At 44.2% G+C, this 14244-nt stretch carries 15 protein-coding genes; 4 read left to right on the forward strand and 11 right to left on the reverse strand.

Annotated elements, in window-relative coordinates; translation table 11 throughout:
- Positions 1 to 4: 4 nt before the first annotated feature.
- Complete coding sequence (locus IE165_RS03420; protein ID WP_189625341.1) at positions 5 to 655, reverse strand: ABC transporter ATP-binding protein; 651 nt, start codon at positions 653 to 655, stop codon at positions 5 to 7.
- Positions 656 to 809: 154 nt separating this feature from the next.
- On the opposite strand from IE165_RS03420, the gene sucC reads away from it, so the two are divergent.
- From sucC to IE165_RS03435, 3 genes are all read left to right on the forward strand, one after another.
- Positions 810 to 2003, forward strand: a complete 1194-nt coding sequence (gene sucC, locus IE165_RS03425; protein ID WP_189625203.1) for an ADP-forming succinate--CoA ligase subunit beta — start codon at positions 810 to 812, stop codon at positions 2001 to 2003.
- 174 nt (positions 2004 to 2177) lie between these two features.
- Complete coding sequence (asnS, locus tag IE165_RS03430) at positions 2178 to 3623, forward strand: asparagine--tRNA ligase (protein WP_189625204.1); 1446 nt, start codon at positions 2178 to 2180, stop codon at positions 3621 to 3623.
- 143 nt (positions 3624 to 3766) lie between these two features.
- Positions 3767 to 4387 (forward strand): L-threonylcarbamoyladenylate synthase, encoded by a 621-nt coding sequence (locus IE165_RS03435; RefSeq protein ID WP_189625205.1) that lies wholly within the window; start codon positions 3767 to 3769, stop codon positions 4385 to 4387.
- A gap of 4 nt (positions 4388 to 4391) precedes the next feature.
- On the opposite strand, the gene IE165_RS03440 is transcribed toward IE165_RS03435, so the two are convergent.
- The 7 genes from IE165_RS03440 to tilS all read right to left on the reverse strand — a co-directional run bounded on the left by IE165_RS03440 (position 4392) and on the right by tilS (position 9238).
- Positions 4392 to 4835 (reverse strand): SRPBCC domain-containing protein, encoded by a 444-nt coding sequence (locus IE165_RS03440; protein WP_189625206.1) that lies wholly within the window; start codon positions 4833 to 4835, stop codon positions 4392 to 4394.
- Positions 4836 to 4879: 44 nt separating this feature from the next.
- On the reverse strand, positions 4880 to 5449 hold the full coding sequence (locus IE165_RS03445) for a Crp/Fnr family transcriptional regulator (RefSeq protein ID WP_189625207.1): 570 nt from the start codon (positions 5447 to 5449) through the stop codon (positions 4880 to 4882).
- Complete coding sequence (locus IE165_RS03450; protein WP_189625208.1) at positions 5449 to 5763, reverse strand: DciA family protein; 315 nt, start codon at positions 5761 to 5763, stop codon at positions 5449 to 5451. Before IE165_RS03450 ends, IE165_RS03445 begins: the two co-directional genes overlap by 1 nt.
- Positions 5756 to 6859, reverse strand: coding sequence for a DNA replication/repair protein RecF (recF, locus tag IE165_RS03455; RefSeq protein WP_189625209.1), 1104 nt, complete (start codon positions 6857 to 6859; stop codon positions 5756 to 5758). The genes IE165_RS03450 and recF overlap by 8 nt, the downstream gene beginning before the upstream one ends.
- Before the next feature lie 67 nt (positions 6860 to 6926).
- A complete protein-coding gene (locus IE165_RS03460; RefSeq protein ID WP_189625210.1) occupies positions 6927 to 7259 on the reverse strand; it encodes a DUF4834 family protein in 333 nt (110 codons plus the stop codon).
- Between the two features lie 129 nt (positions 7260 to 7388).
- Positions 7389 to 7898 (reverse strand): hypothetical protein, encoded by a 510-nt coding sequence (locus IE165_RS03465; protein WP_189625211.1) that lies wholly within the window; start codon positions 7896 to 7898, stop codon positions 7389 to 7391.
- Between the two features lie 5 nt (positions 7899 to 7903).
- Positions 7904 to 9238 carry a tRNA lysidine(34) synthetase TilS gene (tilS, locus tag IE165_RS03470; RefSeq protein ID WP_189625212.1) on the reverse strand — a complete coding sequence of 445 codons (1335 nt, stop codon included), beginning with the start codon at positions 9236 to 9238 and terminating at the stop codon, positions 7904 to 7906.
- 96 nt (positions 9239 to 9334) lie between these two features.
- Here tilS and IE165_RS03475 point away from each other — a divergent pair, with 96 nt between their 5' ends.
- Complete coding sequence (locus IE165_RS03475) at positions 9335 to 11716, forward strand: OstA-like protein (protein WP_229826310.1); 2382 nt, start codon at positions 9335 to 9337, stop codon at positions 11714 to 11716.
- Between the two features lie 56 nt (positions 11717 to 11772).
- Here IE165_RS03475 and rdgB read toward each other — a convergent pair whose 3' ends face one another.
- From rdgB to IE165_RS03490, 3 genes are all read right to left on the reverse strand, one after another.
- The gene (gene rdgB, locus IE165_RS03480) at positions 11773 to 12348 is read right to left on the reverse strand and encodes an RdgB/HAM1 family non-canonical purine NTP pyrophosphatase (RefSeq protein ID WP_189625213.1); all 576 of its coding nucleotides are present in this window, start codon (positions 12346 to 12348) and stop codon (positions 11773 to 11775) included.
- Between the two features lie 98 nt (positions 12349 to 12446).
- Entirely contained in the window at positions 12447 to 12983 is a 537-nt protein-coding gene (locus tag IE165_RS03485) for a hypothetical protein (RefSeq protein WP_189625214.1), read from the reverse strand.
- Between the two features lie 83 nt (positions 12984 to 13066).
- Complete coding sequence (locus IE165_RS03490) at positions 13067 to 14047, reverse strand: deoxyhypusine synthase family protein (protein ID WP_189625215.1); 981 nt, start codon at positions 14045 to 14047, stop codon at positions 13067 to 13069.
- Positions 14048 to 14244: the final 197 nt, after the last annotated feature.

A 14244-nucleotide genomic window follows, 5' to 3' on the forward strand; every position in this document is an offset into this window, starting at 1 on the left:
GGGGTTAAAGTATTTGTCCGTCACGCATATGTACCGTGCGGTCCGAAATACTCGCAAGTTCTTCATTGTGCGTAACAATAATAAATGTCTGCTTCAAGGATTCCCGTAGCTCAAAGAATAACTGATGCAAAGACGCTGCGTTTTCAGAATCCAAATTGCCAGATGGCTCATCCGCCAAAAGCAGGGCAGGGCTATTCATCAGCGCTCGTGCGACCGATACACGCTGCTGTTCACCGCCCGACATTTCGGACGGTTTATGTTCTGCACGATGTTTCACCCCTAATCTATCCAACAGCTCCATCCCGCGCATTTCGGCTTGTTTACGACCTTGCCCGCGAATAAACGCTGGGATGCAAACATTCTCCAGCGCGGTAAACTCGGGCAAGAGATGGTGAAACTGGAACACAAAACCAATATGCTCATTTCTGAACAGGCTGATCTTCTTTTGGCTGAGCTCTCCGATGTCCACATTATTGATCACTAACCGGCCGCGATCAGGCTTGTCCAACGTGCCGATGATGTGGAGCAATGTGCTCTTTCCTGCACCGGAAGCCCCCACGATCGAGACAATCTCCCCCTTCTCCACGGAAAGATCAACACCGCGGAGGATTGGAAGCTGTCCGTAAGATTTGTGTATTTGACTTGCCTTCAATATCATATTGCGAAGGTAAGGAAAATGAGACAAAATAAGGGAATCATTTCCGGTTGGGAAGTATGCCCCGAATGTAGGCATCAATATATCGCTTTTTACCAAATATTTACTTGACCCTTCCATTTAAAAACCATATTTTTACCACAAATTTTTTAAGATGAATATTCACGAATATCAAGCAAAAGAAATACTTAAAGGTTTTGGTGTAAGGGTTCAAGAAGGAATTCTTGCGGAAACTCCAGAGCAAGCTGTGCAGGCTGCGCAAAAATTAAAACAAGATTTTAATTCCGACTGGGTAGTAGTTAAAGCACAAATTCACGCTGGTGGCCGTGGCAAAGGCGGTGGTGTTAAATTGGCTAAAAACCATGACGAAGTGCTACAGCGCGCAACGGATATTATCGGCATGCAACTGGTTACTCCACAAACCGGACCTGAAGGAAAGAAAGTTCATAAGATCTTGGTTGCCCAGGATGTTTATTACCCTGGTGAAAATGACACGAAGGAGTTCTATGTTTCCGTATTGCTCGATCGTGCTAAAGGTCGTAACATCATTATGTATTCTACAGAAGGTGGTATGGACATCGAAGAAGTTGCAGAAAAAACACCTCATTTGATCTTCAAAGAAGAGATCGATCCTAAAGCTGGCCTCCAAGGTTTCCAAGCGCGCAAAATCGCTTTCAACCTCGGTCTTTCGGGCCCCTCACACAAGGAGATGGTCAAATTCATCACGGCGCTTTATAAAGCCTACGATAGCATCGACGCTTCTCTTTTTGAAATCAACCCGGTATTAAAGACATCGGACGATAAAATTTTGGCCGTAGATGCGAAAGTTAACTTTGATGAGAATGCGTTGTATCGCCATGCAGATTACGCTGCCCTTCGAGATGTTTTGGAAGAAGATCCTACGGAAGTTGAAGCTGGTGCATCAAATTTGAACTATGTTAAATTAGACGGTAACGTAGGTTGTATGGTGAATGGTGCCGGTTTAGCGATGGCGACGATGGACATCATCAAGATCGCTGGTGGTGAACCTGCTAATTTCTTGGATGTCGGTGGTACTGCCAACGCAGAAACCGTTAAAGCAGGCTTTAATATCATCTTGAAAGACCCTAACGTGAAGGCTATCTTGATCAATATTTTCGGCGGTATCGTTCGTTGTGATCGTGTAGCACAAGGGGTGATTGATGCATACAACGAAATCGGCGACATTCCTGTGCCAATCATCGTTCGTTTGCAAGGCACAAATGCTGCTGAAGCGAAGAAATTGATCGATGATTCTGGATTAAAAGTCTACTCGGCAATTTTATTAAAAGAAGCCGCAGAATTAGTAACCAAGGTATTGAAGGGATAATCCCTCTTTTCCTAGAGATATCGGAAGGCCTTTGCATAACGCTCAAAGGCCTTCCTTGTTTTCGCACATTTTTCATCCCTCAACTTTATCAACCTTCCCCACGTATTTCGGAAATAATAAACTATTTTTGTAAGCTTACATGTAATAGCAAAACACGCTCATTTTAGTTTACTCATGGAACACACACGTATAAAGCAACTATTATTGTCAGAAGAAACTGGCAAAGAAGTTATTGTCAAAGGTTGGGTAAGGACATTCCGCAACAATCAGTTTATTGCGATAAATGATGGCTCGACTCTACACAATATACAAGCTGTAGTTGATTTCGAGCATACTGACGAAGCTGTATTGAAGCGAATCACAACGGGGGCTGCAATTCGTGTCAAAGGCGAGCTTGTAGCCTCACTGGGCAAAGGTCAGCGCGTAGAGATTAAGGTCGCAGAAATAACCATTCTAGGCGATTCAGATCCAGAAAAATACCCATTGCAGCCCAAGAAACACAGTTTGGAATTTCTGCGCGAAATAGCGCATTTACGCTTCCGTACAGGCACATTCAATGCCATTTTCAAGGTACGCAATGCACTTGCCTTCGCGGTGAACAAATTCTTCAATGATCGCGATTTCGTTTATATGCACACGCCAATCATCACCGGTTCGGATGCAGAAGGGGCGGGCGAAATGTTCCGCGTAACCACATTGGATCTGAATAATCTTCCTCGCACGGAGTCTGGCGACATCGATTTTAAGGAAGATTTCTTTGGGAAATCTACTAATCTAACCGTCTCTGGACAACTGGAGGGGGAACTGGCCGCTATGGCATTCGGCAATATTTATACATTTGGCCCTACTTTTCGTGCCGAAAATTCCAACACAACCCGCCATTTGGCTGAATTTTGGATGATTGAGCCGGAAATGGCTTTTTACGACTTGGAAGACAATATGGATCTGGCCGAAGAACTGTTGAAATATGTCATCAATTATGCGTTGAAGACTTGTCCAGATGAAATTGAGTTCTTACGCAATCGCCTATTGGATGAAGAGAAATCCAAACCGCAGGCAGAACGTTCCGAATTGGACCTCGTCGAAAAGCTGCATTTTGTGATTGAAAACCGTTTTGAGCGAGTGAGCTATACAGATGCCATAGAGATCTTAAAACGCAGTAAGCCGAATCAAAAAAAACAATTTAAGTATCTCATCGAAGCGTGGGGCGCAGACTTGCAATCCGAGCACGAGCGTTTCTTGGTGGAGAAACACTTCAAAAAGCCGGTCATCCTAACCGATTATCCGCGCGAGATCAAATCGTTTTACATGAAGCAGAATGAGCCTGATGCGCAAGGTCGTCAAACCGTTCGTGCGATGGACATTCTTTTCCCGGGGATCGGCGAAATGGTCGGCGGATCACAGCGAGAGGAAAACCTGGAGAAGTTGCTGACGAGAATGGCAGAGGTCGGGATTCCGGAAGAGGAGATGGATTGGTTCTTGGATACCCGCCGATTTGGTTCGGCACCGCATGCCGGATTTGGTGTAGGCTTTGAGCGTTTAGTGCTTTTTGTAACCGGAATGACCAACATTCGTGACGTGATTCCATTTCCGCGAACGCCAAAAAGCGCTGCATTCTAATAAGCGTAGATATACAACCGCCGAACATTTTTTATGTTTGGCGGTTCTCTTTTAAAGATAGTTAGGAAGGTCGGGCTCGAATATACCCTGTCGCAGGAGAAAGAGGTATTGAGCATTCGACAATGCCGTCAAAATTTACGATTATGTTGATAAAAATATACGAGGACAATCCCAATCCTAAGGCTATACAGCAAGCAATAGATGTATTGCGAAAAGGTGGAGTCATTATTTATCCTACCGATACGGTCTATGGTATAGGCTGTGATATTACGAACCAAAAGGCGATCGAGCGCGTATGCCAAATTCGTGGGCTACGTCCAGACAAATCTAATTTGTCCTTCATCTGCTACGATTTGACCGACATTTCCAATTATACCAAGCCGTTTGATACAGCAGTTTTCCGCGTGTTAAAGAAAGCCCTCCCGGGTCCTTTCACCTTCATTTTTAACGCGAGTGGGCAAGTTCCTAAGCTACTCAGCTCCAAAAAGAAAACGGTAGGTATACGTGTTCCAGACAACAACATTGTAAGAGAAATTGTTCGCGAACTGGGGCATCCCATTGTCACGTCGTCTATACATGATGAAGATGAAATTATCGAATACGCTACGGATCCGGAATTGATCTACGAAAAGTATCAGGAATTGGTGGATATGGTCATCGATGGTGGATATGGCGGAAATGTAGCTTCGACAGTGGTCGACCTTACCACCGGTGAATTTGAAGTGGTGCGTGAAGGAAAAGGAGACTTAGAAGAATACCTCTAAGTCATTATCTTTTTGCCTCGACCCTTTCTTTCAACGACTTATTGAAAGCTATAAAGCCCGCTACAGTCGGCCCTAGAATCATTTTTTTCAAAAGAGGAACCAATACCCCACTGAAGTGCTCCCCTTGAATAAATTGCGTAGAACCATCTGGTAGGGACTTGAGTATAAAATAATGTTCCCCATCAAAAACACCCGGCAAAAATAGTCGTCCTCTCCAACGCAGCTCCTTGGCTGGCGAAAGGCGAAGCACTTGCGGTTGCATCGTAATCTGCTTACCATCCGGTTGCAGCAATCGTACTTTTACAGACCTACCCTCTTTTGGTGGATCGGATAAAAAATGAATGGTAGGGCTCCACGCTTCATACGCCTGAAAATCTGTAAAAACCGACCAAACCTGATCTATTGTCGCCTGGATTTCAATCTGCTGTTCTATATGTATCTTTCCCATGCCACAAAAATAGCACCGTCAAAAACGATTTCAGTTGACAAATATCAAGAAGTTTTCTTGGCCCGTATACGGCTCAGCGTTTCGGGCGTCATGCCGAGGACTGAAGCGATATATTGTAGCGGTACTTCATTAAAATGATTCGGAAAAGAGGCAAAATAACGCGCATAGCGTTCCTCGGCAGACAGCGCAATAAAATCGAAGATGCGGCTTTCCATCATCGCGAAACATTTGGCCACAAACCTCTTTTCGAACAAGTTCCAATCCGGAAATTCCCTTTCAAACGCGGCATATTCTGTATAGGACAATGTCCACAGTGTGGTATCCGATAGCGCCTGAATATTCCAGCGCGCCGGCTCTCTAAACATAAAGGAAGGGAGATCAGTTAGAAAGTGTCCTGCATCGCCAATCCACTGCGTGACTTCTTTGCTAGCAGTTTCCGCGAAAACACGTACGAGACCCGATGCGATAAAACTAAACTTGTTGCAGCGCTCACCAGTATGAAGGTAGTAGGAATTTTTTGGCAGGAACTCAGGGGAAAATTTTTTGGAAAACTTTTGTGCTTGCGCTTCGCTGATATCAAACATCGCGCAAAAAGCACGGGTTAAGGGCATCATCACAAGATAATGAATTCTTCCACCACCACATGACCTACATACTCGTTCACGCGCCCAATGATCTGTCTACGCATCATTGCTAATTCGTTTTTAATCACCGCCGATTCGACACGCACGAAAAGTTTCTTGTTGTGTATATAGATTTTTTGCGTGCGATTCGCAATCGCACTTCCGATGATTTTGGGCCATGCGGTGACGATCGACGACTCATCAAACTTCGCACGTAGACGATATACTTCGATCCATTTTTCAACAGCTTCTTTTATGCCAACATCATCTTTTGTCGGAATTTCATCAAATTTCTTCTTATACATCGACTATGCCTCCTTGTACGTCAAAAATACGAATTGGCTTTCCTATTTCGTCGAAAATTTGCTTTATTCTTTCCCCATCCGTATCTGTCAAAAATATCTGTCCAAATTCATCTTCAGAAACCAATTGCATCAGCTTACGTGTCCGGTGTTCGTCCAATTTATCGAAAATATCATCCAGCAGCAATAATGGCTTAAAATGTTTGCATGTACGCAAGTAACTGTACTGTGCGAGCTTAAGGGCGATCAGAAATGATTTCTGCTGACCTTGCGAACCAAATTTTTTCAAGAGCATGCCTTCGTGGATCGTGAATAGCAGATCGTCTTTATGTATGCCTTGCGTAGTGCGTTCTAGCAGGCGATCCTTATCTATGGATCGCTTCAACAGGTTCTCGAAGTTTTGTCCCATCAACGGAGACTCGTACACCAATGCTACCTGCTCAGCATCCGTGCTTAGAAACGCATAATAACGTTCAAACTCTGGCAGAAAACGCTCCATAAATTGCTTCCGTCGCTCAAAAATACGGTCTCCGGCATCGACGAGCTGCAGATTCAGTACCTCCAAAAGTCCAGTATCAAAGATTCCTTTTTCCCGAATTTGTTTCAGCATGATGTTGCGTTGCAACAGAATTTTGTTGTATTGGATCAGTATATCCAAATATTGGTTATCTGTTTGCGAGATGACATTATCCATAAATTTCCGACGCTCCTCACTGCCTTCAGTCACGATACTTGTATCGCTGGGCGAGATCATCACTAACGGAAATTGGCCAATATGGTCGGCCAAACGGGGGTAATCTTTCTTGTTCTTTCTGAACTGTTTCTTTTGGTTTCTTTTGAGACTACAGGATATGGTATCGGAAACGTACTCCTTATCAAACTCTCCCTGCACCATAAACCAATCTTCTCCCTTCTTGATATGCTGTGAATCAATAGGGTTGAAATATGATTTACAAAGCGCTAGGTAGTGTATGGCATCCAAAAGGTTTGTTTTACCCGCACCGTTAGGACCCGCAAACGCATTAACTTGCGCCAAAAATTCTAAGGAAGTTTCTGTGTAATTCTTGAAATTTAAGACAGAGAGTTGCTTTAGCCACATGTATTAAGGAAAAATCAAAAATAAAAATTAATAAAAGAAGGGGTGCACCTTCATACCCCACATGCTCCTATTTTTTTATTTCTTCAAAATCCACAAACTCACCAGCTGTTTGTGGGCCCCTCCGTTGTTTTGCGTCTTCCGAAGGAACATAATCCACCGTAATCTTGCCCTCTTGCCCACGGCGAGCGTGTCCCTGAGCTTGTTTAAACTGATCAAACGGATTACGCTGCTGGTACTGATAATTTCCCTGTCCTGCTCCTTGCTGCGCCTGCTCGGCGGCCTTCCCCATTAAGCGCTCAGAAAGCTTGCGCAATGCAATTGGCATCAAGAGGCGGAAAAGAAATTTTACACCGTAAAAAACCAGAAAAAATATAAGAATAAATTTCAATAAAAATTCCATGTGACAAACTTTTTCATCAAATCTACTAAAAATATGAACATGCTTCCGTCAACAAAATGTCAGCATGAAGCCTGTTAACAGATTTTAACGCTATAGGGCTCAACCATTGATGAGGCGTTATGGAACAGCTCACGACGACTTCCCCTTCCCATCCTTCAATGCTTGTCTGGCCTCCTCTATTGCCCGTGCAAATTCTTCCGCCTTGTGGGATCCAATAATGTAAATTAAACCTTCCTTATCCGTCAGCCAAACCGCATCTTTTCCACCGGAATAAAAACGTATTTTACCATTTTTATGTAAATTATAAACCGGGTTATTAAAAATGAACAAACTATAGGGCTTACGTTCCACCTTCACGATGTTATATAGATCGATCTTGACCAAACGTGACGACCATAAACCACTGATCATTAAAAACTTTGACCCAACTACCGTTTTGTAATGCACCATATAGATCATGATAATCGATACGATAATGATACTTACCCCAACGATGAAGAAAAGTTGTCGCGATGCCAAATGTTGCAAATTCAGGTAATAAGCAATAAAACAAAATAGCACTAGAATCATGCGCACGCTTAGCCATGTAGCATCACGCCCAAGATACTGCTTTTCTTGAAATAGATATTGTTCAGCCATAGCCATTATTTATAAACTAAAGTAAGCACTTTTTTTGTACTTTCGGTTATCCGATATCGATTATCCAACCGGTATCCCACCACCCAAATAATGTCTCCATTTCCGTTGACCAAAATAGGGATACGCACCTTCTCGGAGAGGGGAATTTTTTTCTGAATAAAAAAGTCGCTTATTTTCTGCTGCCCACGCATCCCGAGAGGATGAAATTTATCTCCATGCATCCAAAAACGCAAGGTTAAGGGAAAATATAGCTTTGAATAATCTATGCTAGCCCTAGCGTGATGCTTGTCTATTGCACCATCAAATTGCGTCCACATCTGGAAGGAATAAGCCTCAAAATCAAACTCTTTCGCCCCCTCTTCAATATGTAGAAGGGAATTGTTGCCTTCGGTATAACATAGTGGCTGCAACAGCAGATGTGTCCGATCAATGAGCAATTCGTGTTTTCCCGATCGGAAAAGTTTGCCCGATTCGCTAGCCCAAGCGCGCTGCAGATCGCTCAGGATCTCCTTTGCAAAACCAAAGGGTTTGAAAAGCTCGTACAGTAAGGGCAAATTATCTTTATAGCGTGCTAACTTTTCTTTTTCTATCCGCACAATACCATCTTCCGTTGTTAGGAAAATCGCTGCGCGAATTGGTTCGACGAAAGATTGCAGCAAAGCGTAGCTTTCTTGAAAATTCGCAATATTCGTAAGCATAATCTCTTCGAAGTCGGGACTGATTTCCTGGAGCTTTGGAATTACCTCCAGCCGCATCTTGTTCCGCGCATATTTCGTGGAAAAATTTGATTGATCATCGCGAAAATGAACAGCCCATTCAGTGACGTGCTCGCTTACTTCGTCCCTATTCAAAAACAGTAGCGGCCGGATGAGAAATCCTTGTTTTGGCATGATTCCGCGCATGCCACGCAATCCGGTTCCACGTGTAAGATTGAGCAATGCCGTTTCAACATGATCATTTTGATGCTGAGCAATGGCGATCCATTGCGCTCCCTCCTGCTGTCGTAGCTCTTCGAACCAAGCATAACGTAGCTCGCGAGCGGCCATTTGAGTGGATGTCTTGCTATTTGCGGCGTACCGCTCTGTATCGAACCGCTTAGCGAAAAAGGGTACAGCATATCGCGTCGCAAAGCGTTCCACCAGTTTCTGATCTTCATCGGAATCAGCTCCACGTAAACCGAAATTGCAGTGCGCTAGCCGACAATCGTAGCCCAACCGTACAAACATATAAGCCATAAGCATGGAGTCTCGCCCACCGCTAACGGCTAGGATAATCCGGTCGTTTTTCGCAACTGACAGGCTATCCCGGAGGTATTTCTGAAATCGGAGAAGCAGATCCATTGTCCAAAGTTAAGACATTATTCTATCCTAAAGTATTTAACAGGAAAAATTGTCCTTTAACATTTTTTTGCTTTTTTATTAGCTATTTTTGCCGTCGTGAGACATTACTTAATTTTCATCTTCAACCTATGTTGTGTACTGGCTATCTACGCACAACAGGTAACCCCCGGCATGAATCAACCGGGGGAAGATCGCTTAAATTTAGTAAGTTCACGAAATGCTGTCTTTAACGCAAAAACTGGGTATTCTACCTACTACAATGGTGTCTTTGAACATAAGGGAAGCACCTTGTCTGCCGACAGCAGCATTATGTACGAAGACGAGCTGAAGCAACAGTTCTTCGAGGCCTTTGGAAACGTCGTGATTACCCAGCCGTCGGGAACGGTAATCTATGCGGATAAGCTACACTATGATGCCACCCCACAAGTTGCGACCTTAACGAACAATGTGCGGATGGTGGATGCAAACTCGGTGTTGACTACTAATTTCTTGGTATATAAAATGCGTAGCAAAATCGGTACGTATACGGGTGGTGGACGAATTATCTCGAAAGGAGATACCATCACTTCTAAAAATGCCTATTACTTTGAGACTACGCAAGATGCCTATTTTCGAAACAAGGTGGTTGTACGAACACCCAATGTGAAAATATATACGGACACGATGCGCTATAACTCGGCACAGCGCATGACCTATTTTTTTGGTCCCACGAACATCAAGGGAAACAAAAATGAAAACTTGTATACCGAGAAAGGTAATTACAATACGGCAACTGGGGTCGCCAACTTTTCTAAAAACAATCTCTACACCGAAGGAAGTAGATTTCTCAAAGGCGACAGCTTACACTATGACAGAAACTCCGGCTACGGGAAAGCTTTCCGAAACGTAGTCTTCGTTGATACATCGGACAAATTCTACGCGCATGGAGGCTACGGCCTCTACAATCAATCAGACGAATCCATCACCATGACGGAAAAGCCCTTGATCACGATGGTCGTGAACAACGACACAACAAAGACAGCGCCAGCAGATAGCACCGCCGTGATAAATGAGGGGGATTCCAAGAAAAAGAATAGGCGTAAGATTGATAAAAAAGCGGCTGCCACAGAAGAAGTTGACACGGAACAGGAGAACCTTACGCTGCAGGACGATTCCACCTTTGTCGAGCCACCCGAAAAGCAGGTGCCCAAGGTGGATTCGGTATACATGACAGCCGACACACTTTTTTCCAAGATGATCTTACTGAAAGATTACAAGGCATTAGACTTTAAATTGGATCGGAGTGGTGGTGAACTCGACGTGGAAGAAGATGTGGATTACGGCGATGACGAAACCGACATAGGGGAAGAAACCGAAGGAAAAGTGCTGGGCTTGCCAGACTCGCTAGGTGTGGACAGCATTGGCCTAGACAGCGTTGGGAAAAAGGTGCTAGAGAAAGATGTTACAGCACGCGTGCAAAAGCCGGCCGAAATCAAAAAGCCAACAATTAAGGAAGCAAGCAAAGCAGTGATCTTGCAGAAAAATGGAACGACAGAAATTGCGAAAACTTTGCAACAAGACTCCATTATTCGTCAACGAGCCGTCGTTCCGCGTGAAGCCGAAGCAGATAGCTTAATAAATAAGGCGCTACAGGTCGCGCAAGAAACGGATACGGTCTTTAAGGACACCAGCAATACGGCTTACCTTGACACCGCTAGAACACGTATTGTGAAGGCCTATTACAATGTTCGTATGTTCAAATCAGACCTTCAGGCGGTAGCAGATTCCGTGTATTATGGCATGGCAGATTCGATGTTTCGATTCATGGGCAGACCCATGATTTGGTCTGACGGATCGCAAATTTCTTCAGATACCATTTTCATGCAAATAAAACAACAGAAAATGGATAATGCATTGCTGGTGAACAATGCTTTTATGGTCAATGCGGTGCTCGATTCCATCAAATATAATCAGTTGAAAGGGCGTAAGATCACGGCCTTTTTTGCGAATAATGCTATGGATAGGCTTTACGTCGACGGCAATGCCGAAAATTTGGTGTTTTCGGCGAACGACAAGACCAATAAGATCACAGAGATGTTCCACGATCGCGGAGCAAGGATCAAAATCAAGATGGAAGGTAAAAAGATCATCGATTACACCACTATTCGTAAGGTCGATCAGAAAGTGTACCCCTTCCGGTTGGTCACCGCAGAAAATGAGACATTACCCGGTTTCATTTGGCGACCGGAAGACCGGCCGAAATCCAAACAGGACATGATGGATCGGAAACGCGAACTGCCGAAAGGTGGCGCTGCGAATGATGGAGAAGAAAGTAGCAAAGCACCTGACCAAGAGCAGGGCGAACAAGACGGGAACAATGCACTGTCTGAGCCCACAGGGCCAAACGAGGCCAAACCGAGTACGGATGTCAAACCCGGCGCGGCAGCTGCAAAGCCGGCTGCTATTGTGCCTGAAAAAGCGGCAGCTCCCAAGCGTTAGCCGAAATGCATCGTTTACACGCTTGTCTGCATAGTTCAAAACAAAAACCTACCTATTTATTTATTCAATAAAAAATCAGTAAGTTTCCTGACCGCGATGGCACGATGGCTGATCGCATTTTTTTCTTCCGCGGTCATTTCTGCAAAGGTTTTACCGTGACCGCTGGGAATAAAAATCGGGTCGTAACCAAACCCTTCGACACCCCGACGTTGCGGCACAATCGTTCCTTCGATGGTACCATCGAAAAAATGTTGCTGTTCATTCAGGTACAGCGAAATGACTGTCCTGAAACGAGCGGACCGATTTTCTTCCGTTCCTAAGCGTTCCAAAACCAAATCAATATTCTGTTCCATGTCACGGCTTCCCGAATAGCGGGCAGAATATACGCCAGGTTCGTTGTTAAGCGCGTCGATTTCCAACCCGGAATCATCGCCAAAACAATAAAGCCCATATTTGTTCACCAAATAATCGGTCTTCTGTTGTGCATTCTCTTCGAAGGTCACTCCCGTCTCGGGAATATCATCATGGCAATCGATATCCGCCAAGGATTTAATGATAAATTTTTCGTCAACAATAGCCTGTACTTCGACTAGTTTATGGGCGTTATTCGTGGCAAATACAATTTCGAGCATCTTGAAAATTTAAAAGTAAAAATTAAAAAGGCAAAAGTAGAAAGCCAAACATTAGAAAAGTAGTAGATACAAAAGATCTACAATCTAAGTACTTCGTACTAACTACCAATAAACGTTTTGAACTCACCCCAAAAGAGTTTCTTCTTCTCGACGTCCGCAAACATCTCCTCGAAGCTAAAGGTGTTGAACACGGTCGCCACGCGCCCTTTCATATAGGAATTATGGCCAATGTCAGGTAACTTCAGCGAAGCAGGCTCGACGCCGAGCAAGGTAATTTTCTTGGGCTCGAAGAAAGTCATAATGCGCTTAAAATCGTTGGGATTATGCGCATTGGCTAAGTTGACGACCGCTACGTTGGAAAGCGTCAGGTTCAAGGCTCCGATAGTTTTCACAAAGGCTTCCTCTGCCTGCGGCGAAAAATAAGGATAGGCCGGATAACGGAGAATGAACAATATTCCCGTGGACTTATCGCCTTGGTAAATAAATTCCTCGCCAACCGATTCGGTGATTGGCGAGCCTAGGGACCCGCCTCCATCCGCTGGCAGAAATTGCTGTGCCGCCGCGCCGTGCGTGAAGATCGCTTCGGACATCAAAGCCTGCAATGCAGCAGGATTGCATGTTACCAAATTACTCATCCTGATCAACTTAAAAAAAGGAGCATTTGGGGTCTATCGACCGCAGCCCTGCTCCTTCTGTATTAGTATTGTTTACGAAAGATTTAATGACCTAAAACGTACGAGAAAATTAACGGTGCAACAATCGTCGCATCCGACTCCACAACAAATTTAGGTGTGTCAATATCTAATTTACCCCAAGTAATTTTTTCATTAGGCACAGCCCCCGAATACGAACCGTAAGAGGTTGTCGAATCCGAGATCTGACAGAAATAGGCCCAAAACGGAACATCTTCCCATTCCAAATCCTGGTACATCATAGGTACGACACAAATTGGGAAATCGCCCGAAATACCGCCAGCAATCTGGAAGAACCCAACACCTTTACCTCCCGAGTTCTCCCGATACCACTCGCTAAGATAGATCATATATTCGATACCTGATTTTACCGTGCTGGCCTGTAGCTTGCCTTTGATTACATTAGCAGCGAAAATATTTCCAGTCGTAGAATCTTCCCATCCTGGACAAACAATAGGCAAATTCTTTTCCGCAGCCGCCACGATCCAGGAATCCTTTGGATCAATTTCATAATATTGTTCCAGTATACCGGAATTTACAACTTGGTACAAAAACTCGTGTGGAAAATAACGCTCCCCTTTCTGCTCAGCTGCGTGCCAAACATCCTCCAAATGCTTCTGCAAACGGCGGAAAGCCTCTTCTTCTGGTATACAGGTGTCGGTTACCCGGTTATAGTGTTCGTCAAGCAATTCCCGCTCTTGCTCCGGTGTAAGATCTCTATAGTTGGGCACGCGCTTGTAGTGAGAATGAGCGACCAAATTCATGACATCTTCTTCCAAGTTAGCACCGGTACAGGATATAAACTGCACTTTGTCTTGGCGTATCATCTCCGCCAAAGAAATACCCAGTTCTGCCGTACTCATTGCCCCGCCCAACGAGATCAACATCTTTCCTCCCTCCAAGAGGTGAGCCTCGTAACCTTTCGCAGCGTCAACCAATGCTGCAGCATTGAAATGCAAATAATTTTTCTCTAAAAATTGAGAAATAGGACCTTTTTGTGTACCCATAATTTTTTATTTTCTATTCTTCCACAAAGGTACATAAACTGAAGGACTTGCCTGAAGTTGTTTTTATTTTACTTGAGCCTATGCAGAACGCTTAACGCCAGCCCAAGAAAACACAAAATTACTGATCAATATGACAAAATAACATTCCATACTTGCCAGTTTCCCCGCGGGTAATATATCCATAAATAAAAAGTGTC

Source organism: Sphingobacterium griseoflavum, from assembly GCF_014653155.1.
GTDB lineage: Bacteria > Bacteroidota > Bacteroidia > Sphingobacteriales > Sphingobacteriaceae > Sphingobacterium > Sphingobacterium griseoflavum.

Bases quoted from the DNA above. Each gene is read 5' to 3' on its own strand.
- IE165_RS03440 (WP_189625206.1), bottom strand. From the start codon at position 4,835: ATGGGAAAGATACATATAGAACAGCAGATTGAAATCCAGGCGACAATA.
- asnS (WP_189625204.1), top strand. From the start codon at position 2,178: ATGGAACACACACGTATAAAGCAACTATTATTGTCAGAAGAAACTGGC.
- tilS (WP_189625212.1), bottom strand. From the start codon at position 9,238: ATGGATCTGCTTCTCCGATTTCAGAAATACCTCCGGGATAGCCTGTCA.
- recF (WP_189625209.1), bottom strand. From the start codon at position 6,859: ATGTGGCTAAAGCAACTCTCTGTCTTAAATTTCAAGAATTACACAGAA.
- IE165_RS03450 (WP_189625208.1), bottom strand. From the start codon at position 5,763: ATGTATAAGAAGAAATTTGATGAAATTCCGACAAAAGATGATGTTGGC.
- sucC (WP_189625203.1), top strand. From the start codon at position 810: ATGAATATTCACGAATATCAAGCAAAAGAAATACTTAAAGGTTTTGGT.
- IE165_RS03490 (WP_189625215.1), bottom strand. From the start codon at position 14,047: ATGGGTACACAAAAAGGTCCTATTTCTCAATTTTTAGAGAAAAATTAT.
- IE165_RS03465 (WP_189625211.1), bottom strand. From the start codon at position 7,898: ATGGCTGAACAATATCTATTTCAAGAAAAGCAGTATCTTGGGCGTGAT.
- IE165_RS03485 (WP_189625214.1), bottom strand. From the start codon at position 12,983: ATGAGTAATTTGGTAACATGCAATCCTGCTGCATTGCAGGCTTTGATG.
- IE165_RS03435 (WP_189625205.1), top strand. From the start codon at position 3,767: ATGTTGATAAAAATATACGAGGACAATCCCAATCCTAAGGCTATACAG.
- IE165_RS03445 (WP_189625207.1), bottom strand. From the start codon at position 5,449: ATGATGCCCTTAACCCGTGCTTTTTGCGCGATGTTTGATATCAGCGAA.
- rdgB (WP_189625213.1), bottom strand. From the start codon at position 12,348: ATGCTCGAAATTGTATTTGCCACGAATAACGCCCATAAACTAGTCGAA.
- IE165_RS03460 (WP_189625210.1), bottom strand. From the start codon at position 7,259: ATGGAATTTTTATTGAAATTTATTCTTATATTTTTTCTGGTTTTTTAC.